This window comes from Elioraea sp., assembly GCF_022842375.1.
Classification (GTDB): domain Bacteria; phylum Pseudomonadota; class Alphaproteobacteria; order Acetobacterales; family Acetobacteraceae; genus Elioraea_A.
In genome coordinates, this window is record NZ_JALHPR010000031.1 from 16,889 (window position 1) to 34,286 (window position 17,398).

General features: G+C 69.3%; 6 protein-coding genes. 2 read left to right on the forward strand and 4 right to left on the reverse strand.

Annotation, left to right across the window (positions count from 1 at the left end; all coding sequences use genetic code 11):
- Positions 1–4: 4 nt before the first annotated feature.
- From Q0C38_RS19740 to Q0C38_RS19755, 4 genes are all read right to left on the reverse strand, one after another.
- The gene (locus tag Q0C38_RS19740; protein WP_291298846.1) at positions 5–829 is read right to left on the reverse strand and encodes an ABC transporter permease; all 825 of its coding nucleotides are present in this window, start codon (positions 827–829) and stop codon (positions 5–7) included.
- Complete coding sequence (locus tag Q0C38_RS19745; RefSeq protein WP_291298847.1) at positions 826–3,243, reverse strand: cache domain-containing protein; 2,418 nt, start codon at positions 3,241–3,243, stop codon at positions 826–828. The genes Q0C38_RS19740 and Q0C38_RS19745 overlap by 4 nt, the downstream gene beginning before the upstream one ends.
- Before the next feature lie 84 nt (positions 3,244–3,327).
- Positions 3,328–7,083: an endonuclease/exonuclease/phosphatase family protein gene (locus Q0C38_RS19750; protein ID WP_291298848.1), complete on the reverse strand. Its 3,756-nt coding sequence runs from the start codon at positions 7,081–7,083 to the stop codon at positions 3,328–3,330.
- Positions 7,084–7,168: 85 nt separating this feature from the next.
- The gene (locus Q0C38_RS19755; protein ID WP_291298849.1) at positions 7,169–11,482 is read right to left on the reverse strand and encodes a choice-of-anchor I family protein; all 4,314 of its coding nucleotides are present in this window, start codon (positions 11,480–11,482) and stop codon (positions 7,169–7,171) included.
- 352 nt (positions 11,483–11,834) lie between these two features.
- On the opposite strand from Q0C38_RS19755, the gene Q0C38_RS19760 reads away from it, so the two are divergent.
- Together Q0C38_RS19760 and Q0C38_RS19765 are read left to right on the forward strand one after the other, a co-directional pair.
- Complete coding sequence (locus Q0C38_RS19760; RefSeq protein WP_291298850.1) at positions 11,835–14,765, forward strand: virulence factor SrfB; 2,931 nt, start codon at positions 11,835–11,837, stop codon at positions 14,763–14,765.
- A complete protein-coding gene (locus Q0C38_RS19765; RefSeq protein ID WP_291298851.1) occupies positions 14,762–17,395 on the forward strand; it encodes a virulence factor SrfC family protein in 2,634 nt (877 codons plus the stop codon). Before Q0C38_RS19760 ends, Q0C38_RS19765 begins: the two co-directional genes overlap by 4 nt.
- Positions 17,396–17,398: the final 3 nt, after the last annotated feature.

Consider the following 17,398-nt stretch of genomic DNA (forward strand, 5'->3'; position numbering starts at 1 on the left):
CGCCTCAGAGCACCATGCTGATGATGCCGGAGACGGCGAGTGCGGCGAGCACCATCAGCGCGAAGCCTTGCGGCACGAGCTGCGTCGGCCGCAGGGCGAGCGCGGGGGCGCCGAACACGATGGCACAGGCGACGAGGGAAACGACAAGGCCGATCATCAGCCCCTTCAGGGGCAGGAGGATGAAGTTCGACGGACCCATGGCGCGCAGCACGTTGTCCAGGAAGTCGAACAGGCTCAGTTCCGCCGGGCTGATCGCGAGCGCTGCTCCCCATCCGGCAATCAGCGCGGTGGCAACGAACAGGATCGTCAGCGTCACGCCGGCCACGGCGGAGGCGAGCACGCGCGGCATCACGAGCAGCGACAGCGGGTCGATCCCCTGCGCGTCGAGGGCCGCGATCTGCCCGCCGCGAGAGAGCGTGCCGAGCGCGATCAGCGTCGCGGTGCCGGACCGGCCGAGCACGAGCAGGCCGACGACGATGGGCGCCACCTCGCGCACCAGCACGGTAGTCAGCAGTGGGCCGACGAGGCTCTCCTGCCCGAACGTGCCGAGCCAGTAGAGCGCCTGGAACACCATGCCGAGCCCGACCAGTACGGCGGCGACGAGGACCGAGGGCAGCGCGCGCACGCCCGCATCGTAGACGGCGTGGCGGAAGGAATCGCGCACTGGCCGTCGCCAGGAGGTGGCGCGGAATGCGTGCGCGGTAACGGCGGCACCGAGGCCCGCGACGAAGGCAAGCCAGCGCGCGGCATCGACCGTCGGCTCGCCGACGGCGGCCAGCCGATCGCGAACCCATGCGAGCTTGCGGCTGCCCGCCGCGGCAAGGCTCATGCCCGACCGGCGAGCAGGAAGGTGGCCATCTCGCCGGCACCTGGGACCCAGAACCGGCCGCGTGGGCGGAACATGAACCGCTCGCCGATCCGCGCATGCACGGCCTCGGTCAGCTGTACCGACCCTGGCGGGGCGGAGGCTGCCATCGCCTCGGCCGCGCGCACCGCCTCGCCCCAGATGTTGTAGGTGCGCGCCCCGGTGCCGACGGTGCTGCCGATCACCGGCCCCGTATCGATGCCGATGCGGAACAGGAGCGCGTGGTCGAGCGAGGAGAAGAGCTGCGCGCAACGCTCGGCGACATCGAGGCCGAGGCCCACGATCGCCTCCGCTGCCCCGTCCGCGCGGTTGCCGAAGCCATCGGCGACGACGACGCTGTCGCCCATCACCCGCACATAGGCGATGCTGCATGCGGTCGCCGCATCCTCGACGATCCTCACCACCTGGTCGACCAGCGCGCAGCCGCCGGCCTGCGCCACGGGCTCGGCGAGGGCGAGGGCATCGGACAACCTCAGCACCATCACCGTGACGGCTGGAAACACCTCGGCCGCAAGACCGCGCTGGTCGAGCCTGCTGGCCGCCGCCCTGGCAGCGACCTCGCTGATGCGTTCGGGCGCGAGCGCACCGTTGCCCCGCGCCTGGGCTGCTGGCGGTGGCGGCAGCGGGACGGCTGGGCCGCCGCCGCCACCGCCTGCTGCCTGCCGCACCAGGCTGGGCTCGGCGCGCGCAGCGGAAGGCCGCGCCTCGGAGGTCGTGAGGCGTGATGCCGCGATGCCGGCGATGGCAAGGGCGAAGCCGGTCGCCTGTCCCTGCGGCACCAGGGCCGTCGCGCGATCCTCGACGAGAAGCACGCCGACCAGCCCGTGCCCGCGCATCATCGGCACGACGAGAACTTGCTGCGTGCCTGCCTCGGCGAGCAGCGACACGGCGAGTTCGGTCGTGCGCGGATCAGCCGCGGCGTTGGCCACCTCGAACGGGTCGCCGCGCATGATGGCCGCGAAGAAGCGCGGGTGCTCATCGCGCCGAAGCCGCTGGCCGGCGCCATGCACGCCAGCCGCCGTGTCATAGATGTCGTCGCACCGGAGCGAACCGCCATTGCCGGCGACCTGCCAGAGGCTTGCCCGGCGCGCCTGCAGCGTGTCGGAGAGCGCGCCCGTCAGCAACGCGAGGCCCTCGTCGCGCGAGGGATCGTACACCGAGGGCGCGCGTGCGAGCTGCGACAACGTCTGCACCTGGGCTGTCATCGTGCGCGTCCTGCGCTCGAGCATCCGTTCCATGCTGTCCGCCCTGAGGCCCTGGCGGATCAGCAGCACCGCGAGCCCGAGGGCCACGATCACCACGATCGCGCCGACCACCGCCGTCAACCGGCTGGTCGAGCCGACGAAGCCGACGAATTCCTCCTCCGGCGCGGTAATGAGGAGCGACCAGCTGCCGTCGCCCGCCTCGTTCATGCGCGCCCAAATGGCGATGTGCGAGGTGCCGTCGATCGCGAAGGTGAAGCGCTGATGGCCGTTCACTCGCATCAGGCTGTAGGCGCGCAACAGCACGGGGTCGTTCAGCGCGTCGAGCCGCGAGCGAATGATCTCGCCACCCTGCTCGATCACCGCGCGACCAGCATCCGGATAGGCGACGACGCGGCCGTCACGGTCGACGATCATCGCCCGGCCGCTATGGCCGATCGACAGCGTGCGGAGGAAGGCGCTCAGCGCATCGAGGCGGATGTCGACGCCGAACACGCCGCGCAGCTCGCCCGCCTTGCGGAACGCGACGGAGGCGGTGATGCCGGGGGTACGGTCGGTGAAGAAGACGTAGGGATCGGTCCAGGCCACGCCCGGCCGCTCGACAGCGCCGGTGTACCAGGGGCGCGTGCGGGGATCGAACGTATCGGTCGGATCGTCCTCGCGCGCGATCTCGTTGTTGTCCCCGTCACGGCGGATCCAGGTGACACTGCGCGGCCCCGGCGCATTGTCGATCACCTTGGTGTCGATGCCGCCCCGCTCGTTCCGCCGCTGCAGCACGTAGTTGCCATTGGGCGCGGCGAGGGAGACGAGGGCGATCGAGGGCACGTTGGCGAGCAGGTGCATCGCCAGGTTCTCGGCTGTCTGCCGCGTCGTGGCCTCGGCGATCGCGCCTTCGCCGTACACGGCATGGAGCAGCTTCAGCGCCCGCGCCGCAGGGTCGAGCCACTGCGCGACCTGCACCTCGATTCGCTTCTCGAGGCCTGCCAGGACGTCGTCGGACAGCGCGAGCGCACCGCGGCGGTTGCTCTCATGGCTGGCGACCAGGAGGCCGATCACCGAGAGGAACAGCAGCGATGCGGCGACGATGGGTGCGATCACGCGGGTGAGCCGCCGTCGCGCCGCGCGGCGCTGCTCGGCGGGATCAACCCCAAGATCAACGAGTTCGGCCTCGCTCATGCGCCGATCCTGCGCGCAGGCTGGCCGCCGAGGCAAGGCCGCGGGGAAGGGGGGGCTCGCCTGCCCCCCCCAGCCGCGCCGCGGTCAGCCGATCAGGCTGTCGACCGCGTAGGTCGTGCCGCCGGCAGTGAGGAAGGCCACCCCGAAGAGAAGGTCGGTGCCCTCGTCGCCGTTGGCGAGATCGCTGTCCGCCACCTCGATGCCGCCACCGGCGAGTGCGGTGATCGTGTAGCCGCTGAGCGGGCCGTCATAGCGGGCCGTGTCGCGGCCGGTGCCCTGGAGAACGTCATCGCCCTCGCCGAGGCGGACGGTGGCGGTGGCGAATGCATCGAAGAAGCTCCGCGCGAAGCTCTCCGCCGCATAGGCCCTGCTTGCCGCCGTGATGGCCACGACATCGTCACCAGCGCCGGTGTCGATCGCAAAGAGGTTCGACCAGACCCGCTCGTTGCTGTCGGCACCGATGACGATCGCATCGTCGCCAGCGCCGGTCTCGATCGAGCCGCGCTTGCTGCCGTCGATCACGAGCGTGAGATCGGTGCCGCTGTCGCCGAGCGCGACATTGACGTCGACCCAGCCCTCGATGGTGAGTGCCCCACCGGTGAAGTCGGTGATCGACAGCACCTTGATCGCGTTCCACGGGGCCTTGTGCGCGAGGGTCGCGGCGCCGTCGTCCCAGGTCAGGGAAACGAGCGCATCGTCGCCGTCGAGGGTCACGCCGTTGGCGAACGCCGCGCCGAACACGTCGACGTCGCCGTTCTCCTCGGCGAAGCGGCCGAGCGTATCGCCGGTGCTGTCATCGTCCGACGCGCTGTCCTGCGCCTCGTCGGTCGTCCCGTCGACATAGGAGAGGTTCTCCGCGGCGCCCTCCCATTCCGTCGTGGGGCGGCCGGAGAAGAGGGCGGTCTGGAACAGCGCGAGGTCGAGGACCGCGCCATCGCCACCGAAGGAGATGGCAGCGACCGCGGGGTCATGGTCGGAGCTGCGGCCGGGGTCGTTGACTGCCCACTGGCTGTTCACGTGGATCGGGTCGAACACCGTGATCGGGCGGAGCGCCGCGGTGACCAGCACATGGTCGAGCACCTGGTGGTTGCCGTCGAACACGTACTCGTAGCGCTCGCCCTCGGCGAACTGCTCCTCGAACATGTTGAACATGATCTGCTCGCCCGCCGCACGCCCGGTAACGATGTCGAGCGCATCCTCCCAGTCGAACTCGTTGAGGTCGCCCAGCACCATCACGGCTGCGTTCGCGTCGGCGGCGAGGATGTCGGCGACGTACTGGTACACGACGGCCGCCTGGGCGACGCGCTGGTCCTCGGAACCGTTCACAAGCGGCTGGATCGAGCCGAACTGCGGCGACGATCCGCCCTTCGAGGACCAGTGGTTGTTGATGATGGTCACCGTCTCGCCGGCGAACACAAAGTCGGCGCGCAGCGGGATGCGCGTATCGAACCAGGCATTTCCGTCGGCAAGGTTGGGGTCGAGCACCTGCGCGACGCTGTCCTCGACCAGGGCGACACGCTCGGGATTGTAGAGATAGCCGACGCGGATGTTCCCGCCCGGCGCGCCTCCCGAAGTGTTGTTGGCGGGTGCGATGTCGAAGAACGCGTAGGTCGGACCGCCTGCCTCGGCGATCGCCTCGGTCAGCGCCTGATAGACGAGCGAGGCGTCGGTCACGCCATCGTTGTCCGGACCGGAATTGTCCTGGATTTCCTGCAGCGCGATGATGTCGGGCGTGTTCATCGCCGTGACGATCTGCTCGGCGAGCAGGTCGAACTTGGTGTCGGACGGATCGAGGTTCTCGACGTTGAACGTGCCGACCAGCAGCGTGTCCGCCGTGGCCTCGAGGGTGGTTTCCTCGCGCGCGAGATCGCCCGGCGTGACGGTGAAGGCCGCGGTCGCGAGCACCTCGTAGTTGCCGCGGCTGTCATAGTCCATCACGCCGACGACGGTGCCGAGGCTGTCGCCGACATTGGTGCTGAACGTAAAGCTGGGCAGGATGCCGGTATCGGCCTGCACCTGGATGCGCTCCGGGTTGCCATCCGTCTCGGTCAGCGTCAGGCCGCCGCGGCTGTTCAGGTTGGTGGCGAAGTCACCGTCATCGCCGACCACCCAGGTCTCGCCCGGGTTGCCCGCGCTGTTGAACGACGGGGCGACCACGAGCGCGTCCCTGATCTCGACGCGCATGCCCTCGTGGCTCTCGTAGAAATCGACGCCGTCCTCGGTTGGGTCGTAGGTGGTGAATCCGTCATTGTCGATGATCTCGGTCGGCGGCAACCGCCCGCCCTCGCCGAGCAGGGTGGCTGCGGGCAGTGCGTTGCCGGTGCTGCTCACCGTGATCTCGGGCCCGTTGCCGAGCTGCGTGATGGTGAGGTGGCCCGCCGCGGAATTGCGCGCGAACTCGAGAACCGTCGCCGTGACCGTCACCGCATCGCCAGCGGCCACCGTGGGGCGGGAGCCGGTGAAGACGAAGATGCCGTCCGAGGTGGCGATGTTGCCGTCGCCTACGGGGTCCTGCATGTAGAACCCGTTGCTGTCGACCGCGGTGACGATGCCGGTGGTGGCGACGCGCTGGTTGACGAGCGGCGAGGTGTGGCCTGCGCCCTGGATCGTCATGATGGTGGCCGGGGTCGCGCCGCCGGCGCCGGGGCCGCCACCATCGCCGACGAGCGCGTTGGCCGCCCCTGGGGTGTTCAGCGCCTCGCCCTCGACCGGCGTGCCGGTGAAGCCCGTGATGCCGGCGAGGTCAAAATCATTCCGGACCCAGTCGGACGCCGTGCCGGTATTCACGCCGTCCGGCACGCGTGAGGCGCCGCCGGGCGCGAAGCTCGACAGCCCGTCATAGTTCTGCCCGAGCACGACTGCGGCGTAGGTGAGATCGCCGGCGCCGCCATCGTTCACCGCGACGGCATCGATGATCTCGCCCCAGGGCGTGGCGTCGAGCGTGCCGTCGTTGTTGGTGTCGAGGTCGGTGCCGACGCTGCCGGTGAAGTCCTTCACCAGCAGCAGCGTGATCGTGCCGTTCTCGATCGTGTTGGCAGGCAGGGAGAAGAGGAGGAGGCCGTTCGCACCGGTCGTGCCGGTGATGGCGCGCACGCTGTCGATCGTGCCGGCAGAGGCCCCGCTGTCGCCCTCGATCTGCAACAGCGTATAGCCCGACAGCGTGGTGTTCGGGCTGGCGATGATCTCGATGTACTCGACATCGGTGCCCGCGGTCGAGGCGCTGAACTCGTTGATCAGCACCGGTGCCGGCGGCGCGTTCAGTACGCCGGGGGTGTTCTCGGCCTCGCCATCGACCAGCGTTCCGATGAAGCCAGGGATGCCGGCAAGGTCGAAATCATTCCGCACCCAATCGGCAGCCGTGTCGGTATCGGCGCCGTCGGGCACGCGCGAGGCGCCGCCGGGCGCGAAGGGAGCGCCGTCATAGGCAACGGTGAGAACCGGCGCGCCGCCATAGGTGAGGTCGCCGGCCCCGCCATCGTTGACCGCGATGCTGTCGACGATCTCGGCCCAGGGCGTGGCATCGAGCGTGCCGTCGTTGTCGGTGTCGAGGTCGGTTCCCGCGGCCCCGGTGAAGTCCTTCACCAGCAGCAGCGTGATCGTGCCGTTCTCGATCTCGTTGGCGGGAAGGGAGAACAGCAGCAGCCCGTTGCCGTCCGTCGTGCCGGCGATGGCGATCACGCTGTCGATCGTGCCGGCGGCGGTGCCGCTGTCGCCCTCGATCTCGACCAGCGTGTAGCCGGTGAGCGCGGTGTTCGGCGTGCTCAGGATCTCGACGAACTCGACGTCCGTTCCGGCGGTCGACGCGCTGAACTCGTTGATCACGATGGCGATCGGATCCATCTGGCTTCTCCCGGCCACTTGGCAGTAACGATATCGAAACACAATGGTCAAAGAGAAAGGGGGCAGAGGCCCCCTTTCCCTCGGATCAGGCGAAGACTTCGTCGGCAGCGTAGGTCGTGCCGCCGAAGCGGAAGAAGGCGATGCCCGAGAGCGTGTCGGTTCCCTCGTCGCCGTTCTCCAGGTTGATGTCCTCGACCGAGAACCCGTCCTCGGTGGCGGTAATCACGTAGTCCTCGATCGCGCCCTCGTAGACCGCCGTGTCGCGGCCCGTGCCGGAGTAGTCGTCGTCACCCTCGCCGAGTTTCACCTCGACGGTGGCGAAGGCATCGAAGAAGCTCTGCGCGAAGCTCTGCGCAGCGTAGGCCTCGGTTGCCCCGTCGATGGTCACGCTGTCATCGCCGGCGCCGGTGTCGATCACGAACAGGTTCGACCAGACCCGCTCGTTGCTGTCGGCACCGATGACGATCGTGTCGTCGCCCGCGCCCGTCTCGATCGACCCGCGCTTGGAGCCATCGACCGTGAGCGCGAGATCGGTGTCGAGGGCGCCGAGGTTCACGTCGACGTCGACCCAGCCGGCGAGGGTGAGGGCTTCGCCGGTGAAGTCGCTCACCGTCAGCACCTTGATCGCGTTCCATGGTGCGGCATGCGTCAGCACCGCCGCACCATCGTCCCAGGTGAGGGAGATCAGCGGATCGTTGGCGAGCACCGAGACGCCGTTGGCGAAATCGGCCCCGAACACCGCGACGTTGCCGTCCTCCTCGGAGAGGCGGGCGAGGGGGCCGGTCGTGTCGTTGCCGTCGTCATCGGTGAGGGCGAGGCTCACGAGCCCGCCCGTCCACAGCAGCTCGGGACGGCCGGGGATCGTCGCATCCTGGAACAGCGAGAACTCGATCACGGCCGGTTCGCCGAAGTCGATCCCGTCGAGCACCGTGTCCTCGCGGAAGGCGAGGTTCTGGATGCGTGTATCGGCGTCGCGCCCCGTGTCCGCCGCGCCGAAGCCTTCGTCGGGCGTGGCAAAGAACGTTGCGAGATACTCGGCCAGGGCGTTCTGCTCGTAGCCGGGCACGTCGAAGCCGGGCGTGGAGGCGGGCGCGAACAAAGGCACGTCCGTCGTGCCAGGCACGCGCGCGGTGGTGAAGGGATAGCCATCGCCACCGCCGGCGAGGAAGTTCAGCGTGGTGATGTTGATCTTCGTCTCGGCCGGCACGATGAGAGCGCCGTCCTTCGCCAGGGCGAGGGCCGGTGTGCCATCCTCGCCGAGAATGGCGAGAGAGAGGATCCTGTCGCCCGCCGGCAGGCTCGTGTCGTAGCTGAAGGAGAGGCCACCGACCTGCGGGAAGCGCCCGTTGGTGGTGCCCGCGTTCGCCACGCCATGCTCGAGCAGCGCGAGCAGGCCTGCTGCGGTGCTTTGCACGATCACGAGTGCGTTGTTGAAGGCGAGCGCCGTCTCGATGTCGAGTTGCGTCACGCGCCCACCCACCGGCGGCTCGGGACCATCGACGCCGAGCGGCAGGCCGATGCCGTCACGGATGCCGCCGCCGTTCTTCAGCGACACCATCGGTGCGTCCGGCACCGTTCCTGGGGTATCGGCCAGGAACTGCTTCGCGGCGAAGAGGTTGGCGTCGGCTGTCAGGTTGCCGAAATTCGTCTCCTGGTTACGCACATCGCCGCGCAGGCCGTTGAGGAACACATCGGTGAAGCCGGCGACGTTGGCGAGCTTCTCGCCGATGATCGTGTTCACCGCGTCGGTGAGCGTCTTCACCTGGCCGCCGAGCGTGCCGTCGGCGTAGGGGTTTTCCGCACCCCACAAGCCGGCGACCACCGCGTCGGTGGCGGCATAGGCGCCGCTGTAGTCGCTCGCCGTCGGGTCGGTCATGTTCAGGTCACCGACGATGATCACGCCATCAGCGTCGAAGGTGACGACGAGACGGCCGAGGTAGTTGTACTGGCCATCCGTGTTCACCTGCAGCACCGGCAGGCCATCGGCGCCGGTCAGAACCAGCGGGTAGGGGTTCACCGCAACGTCGCCTGGCTTCAGTACATCGGACGGGTTCGCGAAGATCGCATCCGACCCGCCGCTGAGGATGATGTCGACGTTCGTGAGCAGGCCGGCGAGCTCCTGCTCGTTGCGCCAATCCTGGAGGTGACTGACGAGGATGATCTTGGTCACGCCCGCGGCCGTCAGCGCATCGATCTCGCCCTGAAGCTGCGACGCAAGCAGGGGCATGTTGTCGCCCGTCGCCCCGCCCTCGACCGTCACCGTGCCGGGGGAGGAAATGGAGGCGAGACGCTGCGTCGTGGCGCCCACGATGCCGATCGTCTCGCCGCCGACCTCCACCGTGGAGAACGGTGCGAGCTTGGGCTTGCCATTGGCCGGCAGGTTGGCCGCGATCGCGTCGCCCGAGGAGAGGTCGGTGATCGTGAAGGCGAGGCTGTCGAGCAGCGCGGCGGTGAAGCTGTCGGACAGGTCGGCATTGGCGAGGAAGTTCAGGTTCGCCGTGAGCGTGGGGTAGAGAGCGCCGATGTTGGTGATGTCGCCGAGCTCGAACAGGGCAGGGTCGCCCGACAGCGCGGCGTTGGCGGCGAACTCGATGATGCGCGCGATCTGCGCCGTGCCCTGGTCGAACTCGTGGTTGCCGATCGCCGACGCATCAATGCCGATGACGTTCAGGATCGCCTGGTCGATCGCGCCGGGGGTGAGGACGAGGCCGGTGAGGCTGCCGCTCGGCAGGCCGAGCAGCTCCTCGTACACCGCCTGAAGCGCGGGCTTCAGCGCCGCGGCGTTGGCGGGAACCTGGGCGTTGTACCAGGGCGAGGGGATCCAGTTGTCGCCGCCCGAGAGCTTCAGCGTGTTCGGCGCGTCATCGAAGAAGTCGAACAGGGCGGCCAGCCGCGGCGCATCGGCGATGGCGTTCGTGTTGCCCTCGAAATCGGCGTGGTGCAGCAGGGTGAGGGTGAAGGTCTCCCCAAGGGCATAGGCCGTCGTCGTGGCCGATGCCTCGTTCGGCACGATGAGGGTCGCCGGCGTCGTCGCGGTTTCGGGGATGACGGTGATCGCCTCCGGCGCCCTGTCGCCGGCGGTCGAGAGGCTGCCGGCAAAGGTGAACTCCGTCGGCCCGTCCATGCGGAAGGCGAGGGTGGTGTTGGCGCGCTCAAGCCCGACGAAGAGGTAGTCATTGCCGCCCACCGTCGCGATCGCGACGCTCTCCGGCTCGACGCCCTTGTTGTCGTCGCGGTTTTCGTCATAGAGCGCGGGGAAGCGCGTCGCGATGATCTCGTCGAGCATGTTGCCGCTGTCGAACACGAGCTCGCCATCGGTGCTCCACACCGTGAAGCTCCGGCCGCCGAAGGCATAGATCGCGTCGAAATCCGTGTCGCCGTCGGTATCGCCCGTCGCGTTCGTCACCGTGAGGCGGCCAAGGTTCACGTTCTGCTTCAACGTTGCGGCATCGGGAAATACGGCCGGGTCGAGCTGGTAGGAGCCCGAGCCGACGCGGACCTCCTCGGTGAAGCCGGTATAGTCGCGCGCATCGCCCTCGTTGGCGGTGATCAGGTACCCTGTGCCGCCGAACTCGGCGTAGACGATGCCGTCGGGCTGATACATGCCGAGGACGCGGTAGTTCTGCGGCAGGAACACGTTGTCCTGGTCATTGACCGAGAACGCGTTGTCAGGAAGCGAATGATCCTTGAAGCCGAGCGGCATGATCCTGGTGAACGTCGCACTGGCGATGTCGAGCACCGCGATCGCGTTGGCTTCCTGCAGCGTGACATAGGCCGTCGCGCCGTCGGACGAGATCGCGATGTATTCCGGCTCGAGGTCCTGCGCCACCGTCGCGTTCGGCCCGAAGATGCGCACGCCCGCAGCCTTCAGCGCATCCATCTCGCCGTTGAAGCCGGTGAAGCCGGCCGTCGTCACCGCCCCGGTCGCGACGTCGATGATCGAGACCGAGCCTTCCGGGTCGACGCTGTCGGCCTGGTTGTAGCTGTTCGGCTCGCCTTCGTTCGCGGTGAGCAGCTTCGTGCCGTCGGGCGAGAAGGTGATCATGTCGGGCAGGGCGCCGACCTCGGCGACGTAGCGCTGGGTCGCGCTGAAGGCGCCGCCGGCGAAGCTCACGTCGAGCACGAGCACCTTGCCGGGGTCGGTCCTGGGAACCGCCTCGAGGGCGACGGCGACGACGCCGTCCTTGGCCGCGACGCTGTTGACGGCGCCGAGGCCGGCCGTGGCGATCGTCCCGACCAGGGTTCCGGCCTGCGTGAGCACATCGACGCCGGCTGGGGCTGCGATGAAGATCAGGCCCGTCGCGTTGTCGAAGGCCGCAACCTCTGCGTTCTTCGCGGCGGAGGCGATGACGTCATGGTCGAAGGTGAAGGCGGTCGTCGAGACGAGTTCGATGGACATGCGTGATGGCTCCCCCTGAGCGATTCCCGGATGGCTTGGCCGGGAAGGTGCCTCGCGCTCGCGAAGTCTGCCGCGTCGGAACTGTTAAAGGAGTGTTAAGGTTTGGCGGTGGACGGGACGGTCGCCCTGACCGGACAATCCAGGGTCGTGATCCGTGCCGGCCGGTCCTGGCCCTGCCCGCCGCGCTCTGCTTGGCGGGGCGGCTTGGTTCCGCCATGATCCCCCGGCACAACAGGCGGCGTCACAACCGGCGGCGTCGCGCCGCAAACATGAGAGCGCCCCGGATCCTCACGTGCCACCAGAGTCCCCTTTCCCCCCCAGGTCCTCGCAGCCGCGGCCGCTGGTCAGCCTCGTGCCGCAGAGCGGCATCCAGATCGTCGACCTCCGCTGCGACCTCGCCGCCCTGCCGCGGCTGACCCGCCCGTTCTGGGAGGAGGAGCTGCGCGAGGACCCCGGCCCCGATGGCCGCCCGCGCATCATCCTCCGCGCGCTCGAGGCCGACCCCGACGGCACGCTGTTCGACCCGGTGACGGGAACCCGCCCGCCGGATGACCGCATCTACCAGATCGGCCGCACCCAGGCGCTCGAACCCGCGCTCGGAACCTGGACGCCGCTGCCCTATTTCCGCGTCACCGGACCGCGCCCCGATGGCGGCCTCGCGCTCGACGATGGGCCGGCGAACTGGGCGCGCATCCGCATCGTGCCACTGCCCGCCCCTGACAGGGCCGGCAACACGCACGCCATCACGCTCGCCTTCGACACGGGCCTGATGGCCCGCCAGCCAGGCCGCCCCTATGTCGCGCTCGCGCCGACGCCCGAGGAGACCGAATATGCCCTCGCCGTCACCGGCGCGCAGAATGCGTGGTTCCTGAAGGAAGCTTGGGTCGACCAGTGGCTGGATGCGAATTTCCGCGAGGCGCGCCAGGCTGCCCGCGGCGGCCGGCCGCTGCGGCCAGAGGACCTGCCCTGGCGGGCCGAGCACTGGGCGCGGGTGCTCACCCTGCTCGCCATCCTCGACGAGGCTGGGTTGATGCCCAGGGTAAAGGTGATGGCCTCCTCGGGCCCCGTCGCCGCCTATCGGCCGATCGACGTCGACCTTGTTCTCGACATCGGCAATGCGCGCACGTGCGGCATCGTGGTCGAGGACCACCCCGACCGTCCGCTCGACCTCAACAACGGCTACGTGCTTCGCCTGCGCGACCTCTCCGCGCCCGAGCGCACCTACGACCAGCCCTTCGAGAGTCGCGTGGAGTTCGCCCGCGCCTCCTTCGGGCGCGACGCTGCCTCCCGCCGCTCCGGCCGCCCCAACGCGTTCCACTGGGCAAGCCCCGTGCGCGTGGGCCCGGAGGCTGTGCGCCTCTCGGCCGACGCCCGCGGCAACGAGGGGGCGACGGGCCTCTCCAGCCCCAAGCGCTATCTCTGGGACACGCGCCCCACCGCCCTCGCCTGGCGGTTCAACGGCATCGGCTCCGACGGCACCACGACCGAGCCTCCCGTCACCGGCCCCTTCATGGAGCATGTGAGCGAGGAGGGCGAGGTTCTCGAAACCATCCGCCACCGCCTCGCCGCCGCCTCACGCGCGCGGTTCAGCCGATCATCGCTGACGATGTTCATGCTGACCGAGATCCTGATGCAGGCAGCGGTGCAGATGAACGCGCCGGATATCAGGAGCCAGCGCGGCTCCGTTCACGTGCCGCGGCGCCTTCGCCGCCTTGTCCTCACGCTGCCGCCCGCCATGCCGCTCGCCGAACAGCGCATCCTGAAGGACCGGGCGCGGGCCGCCGTCGACCTCGCCTGGCGGCTCATGGGGTGGAGCGAGGAGGGGGCCGATGCCGCCCTGCCGCGCCCGGCGCAGAAGCCCGAGATCATCGCCAACCTCGACGAGGCGACGGCCACGCAGCTCGTCTGGCTCTACAACGAGTGCCGCTGGAAGCTCCGCTCCGACCCGAAGCTGCTGTTCGGGCTGAAGGGCCGCGTGCGGCCGCGCTACGGCGCGCAGCCCTCGCTCCGCATCGCCTCGATCGACATCGGCGGCGGAACGACCGACCTGATGATCGCCACCTACACGGCCGGTGACGGCCAGGCGATCACGCCCACGCAGAACTTCCGCGAGGGCTTCCGCATTGCCGGCGACGAGGTGTTGCAGGCGGTGATCCAGACCATCCTGCTGCCGCAGCTCGAGGCAGCGCTCGCTGCCGCCGGCACCACCGGCCCGAAGGCGCTGCTGCGCGAACTGCTCGCAGGCGCAAGGGCTGGGCAGAGCGAGCAGGAGCGGCATCTCGCGCGCCAGTTCGTCGCCCTCGTGCTCGAACCCATCGGACTTGCGGTGCTGCGGGCCTACGAGGGCTTGCGCGGGCGGGAAGGGGGCGAGGTGCTCCGCGCCGACGCGGCCGCGCTGCTCGCCGGGCTTCCCGCCGGCAGCCGCGCCATCGCGCATCTCGATGATCAGGCCGCAGCGCGCGGGGCGAAGGGTTTCTCGCTCGATACCGTCACCTTCTCCGCGACCGCCGCACAGGTCGATGCCGTGATCGTCGCTGCCCTCGGCCCCGTCCTCGCCGAGCTGACCGAGGTGGTGCACGCCTTCGATGTCGACGTGCTGCTGCTCTCTGGCCGCCCCTCGCGGCTGCGCGCGGTGAAGGACATGGTGATCAGCCGCCTGCCGGTGCCGCCGCACAAGGTGGTGGCGATGGACGGCTACGCGATCGAGCAATGGTTCCCCTTCCGCGATGCCGCCGGCCACGTGTCGGACCCCAAGACGACGGCGGCCGTCGGCGCGATGATCTCGGCCACCGCCGAGGGGCGGCTCGAGGGTTTCCTGCTGCGCGCCTCCAAGCTCGGCATGACATCGACCGCGAAGTTCATCGGCCTGATGGACCAGACGGGGCAGATCCGCGATGCCAACGTGCTGCTGCGCGACGCTGACCTTGCCGCCAAGCCGCAAGGCGAGGGCGCCTCGTTCCGCATTCCCTTCGCCGCACCAGCCTTCCTCGGCTTCCGCCAGCTCGACCTCGAACGATGGACGGCAACGCGGCTCTACCGCATGGAATTCGCCAACCCAGCCTCGGTCCGCCGCCTCTCGCTGCCGCTGACCGTGACGGTCGAGCGGGCGGAGATCGACCCCGAGCGGGCCGATGCGGAGCTGAAACGGGAGGATTTCCGCATCACCGAGGTGGTCGACGCAGAGGGCGACAATTTGCGCACGTCGGAGGTGACGCTGAGATTGCAGACGCTCGAGGAGGAAGCTGGCTACTGGCGCGATACGGGGGCGCTGAGCGTGCCATGAGCCAGGTGATGACGAGCGAGGAGGATGCGGCCCTTGCCGCCCGCTGCACCAAGGTGGCCGAGGCGGCGACCGGCGCGCTCGGCTGGATTGGCGAGAACGCGGCGATCGTGCGCGAGGCGGGGCCTGCGCTCGCGCGCGATTTCCGCCGCTTCGGGCTGGCCGCGCGCAAGCTCGCGGCGGCCGCGCAGCGGCCGATGTGCGTCTCGGTGTTCGGCCCCTCCCAGGCGGGCAAGAGCTACCTGATCTCGGCGCTGGCGCGGAAGGGGACGAGCCCCGTCAATGCCGTGTTTGAGACCGAAACGGTCGACTTCGTGCGCCGGATCAACCCCGAAGGTGGCAAGGAGGCGACCGGGCTTGTCACCCGCTTCACGATGCGGCCGACACCGGGACTTCCTGGTGCCCCCGTCGCGGTGCGCATGCTGACGCAGACCGATGTGGTGAAGATCCTCGGCAACTCCTTCCTCGAGGATTTCAACCGCGACAAGGTCGCCCCGCTCACCCCGGAGGTGCTGGCCAAGCACCTCGAGTCCTTGCGCGCCCGCGCCAAGGCCGCGCCCGCCCAGGGCATGCACGAGGACCTGGTGTTCGACCTGCAGGAGTATTTCGAGCGCTACTTCCGCGGCCACCCCGTCATCCTCGCCCTCGGCAGCGCCTATTGGCGCGAGGCGGCGTCGCTCGCCCCATCGCTGTCGGTGGCCGATCGCGCCGAGCTCTTCGCCCCGCTCTGGAACCTGCTGCCGGCCTACACCACCACGGCGCGGCGGCTGACCGAGGCGCTCGAGGCGCTCGGCGATCCTGACGAGGCGTTCCTGCCGCTCGCAGCGCTGCTGCCGCGCGAGATCAGCGTCATCAACGTCGACACGCTCGATACGCTGGCGGAACCGGATGCCGCGAACCCGCTCACCGTCGCGACACGGGCTGGGCGGAGCGCGAGCCTGCCGCGCGCCATCGTCACCGCACTGATCGCCGAGTTGCGCCTGACGCTCGCCGAACAGCCGTGGGACTTCATGGGCGCGACCGACCTGCTCGACTTCCCCGGCGCACGCTCACGCGAGGTGCTGAACGATCCGGTGGAGTATCTGTCCGACCCGACGAAGCTCGCCCCCCTCTATCTACGCGGCAAGGTGGCGTATCTCTACCAGCGCTACGTCGCCGACCAGGAGTTGACGGCGATGCTGCTGTGCATCGGCCCGTCGAACCAGGACGTGCGCACGCTGCCAGGCATGGTGCGCGAATGGGTCGATGCCACGCATGGCGCGACACCGGAGGAGCGGGCGAAGCACCCCACCGCGCTGTTCCTGGTGCTGTCGAAGTTCGACATGGAGTTCGAGGAGGCACACGGGAAGTCCGACGTGGGCGAGAGCCTGGGGATGAACCGCTGGACCGCGCGCATCCAGGCCAACATCACGCGCTTCCTCGCCCTCGATCACCAGTGGCCGGTTGAGTGGGTGCCGGGCCGTGCGTTCGACAACACGTTCTGGCTGCGCAACCCGAACTTCATCGCCAAGGGCCTGCTCGACTACGACGCCGACCGGCGCGAGGTGGCACTCCGCGAGCCTGAGCGCATGGCGCGGATGCGCGAGGAGTTCATCGCGACGGAAGCCGTGCGACGCCACTTCGCTGACCCGGCGAAGGCGTGGGACGAGGCGATGGCGCTGAACGACGGTGGCATCACCTGGCTCGCGACCAGGCTCGCCCCGGTGTGCAACCCCGCGCTGAAGCGCGGCCAGGTCGCCGCCAGGCTCGGCGTTCTCGCGAAGGCGATGGCCGGCAGGCTCGATCCGTTCCATGTCAGCGACGATCGCGAGGCGGAACGGACCAAGCGCCGCACCGAGGGTGCCCAGGCCGCCCGCGCGCTTGCCGGTGCCGCGGCCGCGCAGCGCTTCGGGCTGGTGCTGAAGGCGATGATGGTGGACGCCGAGGCGCTGCAGGCCTCGTTTACCCGGCTCGTCCTTGCCGCCCCCGAGGAAAGCGCGCCTGCCCCCATCGTCGGTGCCGCGGTGGCCGAGGCCGATCTTGCGGGCGAGCTCGCCGGCCTGTTCGGGGAGGAGCCTGCACCGCCAACCCCGCAGGCGCGTGCACGCGACATGGCCGACAGGCTGGCGGAAGCCGCGCTCGAGGAATGGGGTGAGCGTCTCGGCGCCTTCGCCGACGATCCTGCCACCGCTACCGTTCTGCGCCTGCCGCGCGAGGCGTCGGTGTTCGTCGCGACTCAGGTGGAAACCGGGGCGGCGACGCGTGGCCTGCGCGAGGAGATCGCCCGCCGCATCCGCGCGCTGTCGAGTTTCCACGAACGCCTCTCGGAAAGCCTGACGCGCCCGGTGATGGTGGCCGAGCGCGCGATCAACGATCACGTCGCCTGGCTCGGCTTCGACGCCGATGCCGAGGCGCAGCGGCCGAAGGTGCAGCGCGACGGGCGCGCGATCTTCGCCGCGCGCGAGGCAGCGGAGACCGTCCCCGTGCTTGGCGCCACGCCGCTGCCGTTCGAGACCAACTTCACGATCGACTGGATCACGGGGCTTGCGAAGCTGATCGACCTGAATGTCGACCATGCCTTCGGCGGGCGCGTCGACTCCGATGCGAATGCGCGGCTCGGCCGGCTGCTCGCCACGCTGCGCACGGCGGCCTGAGGG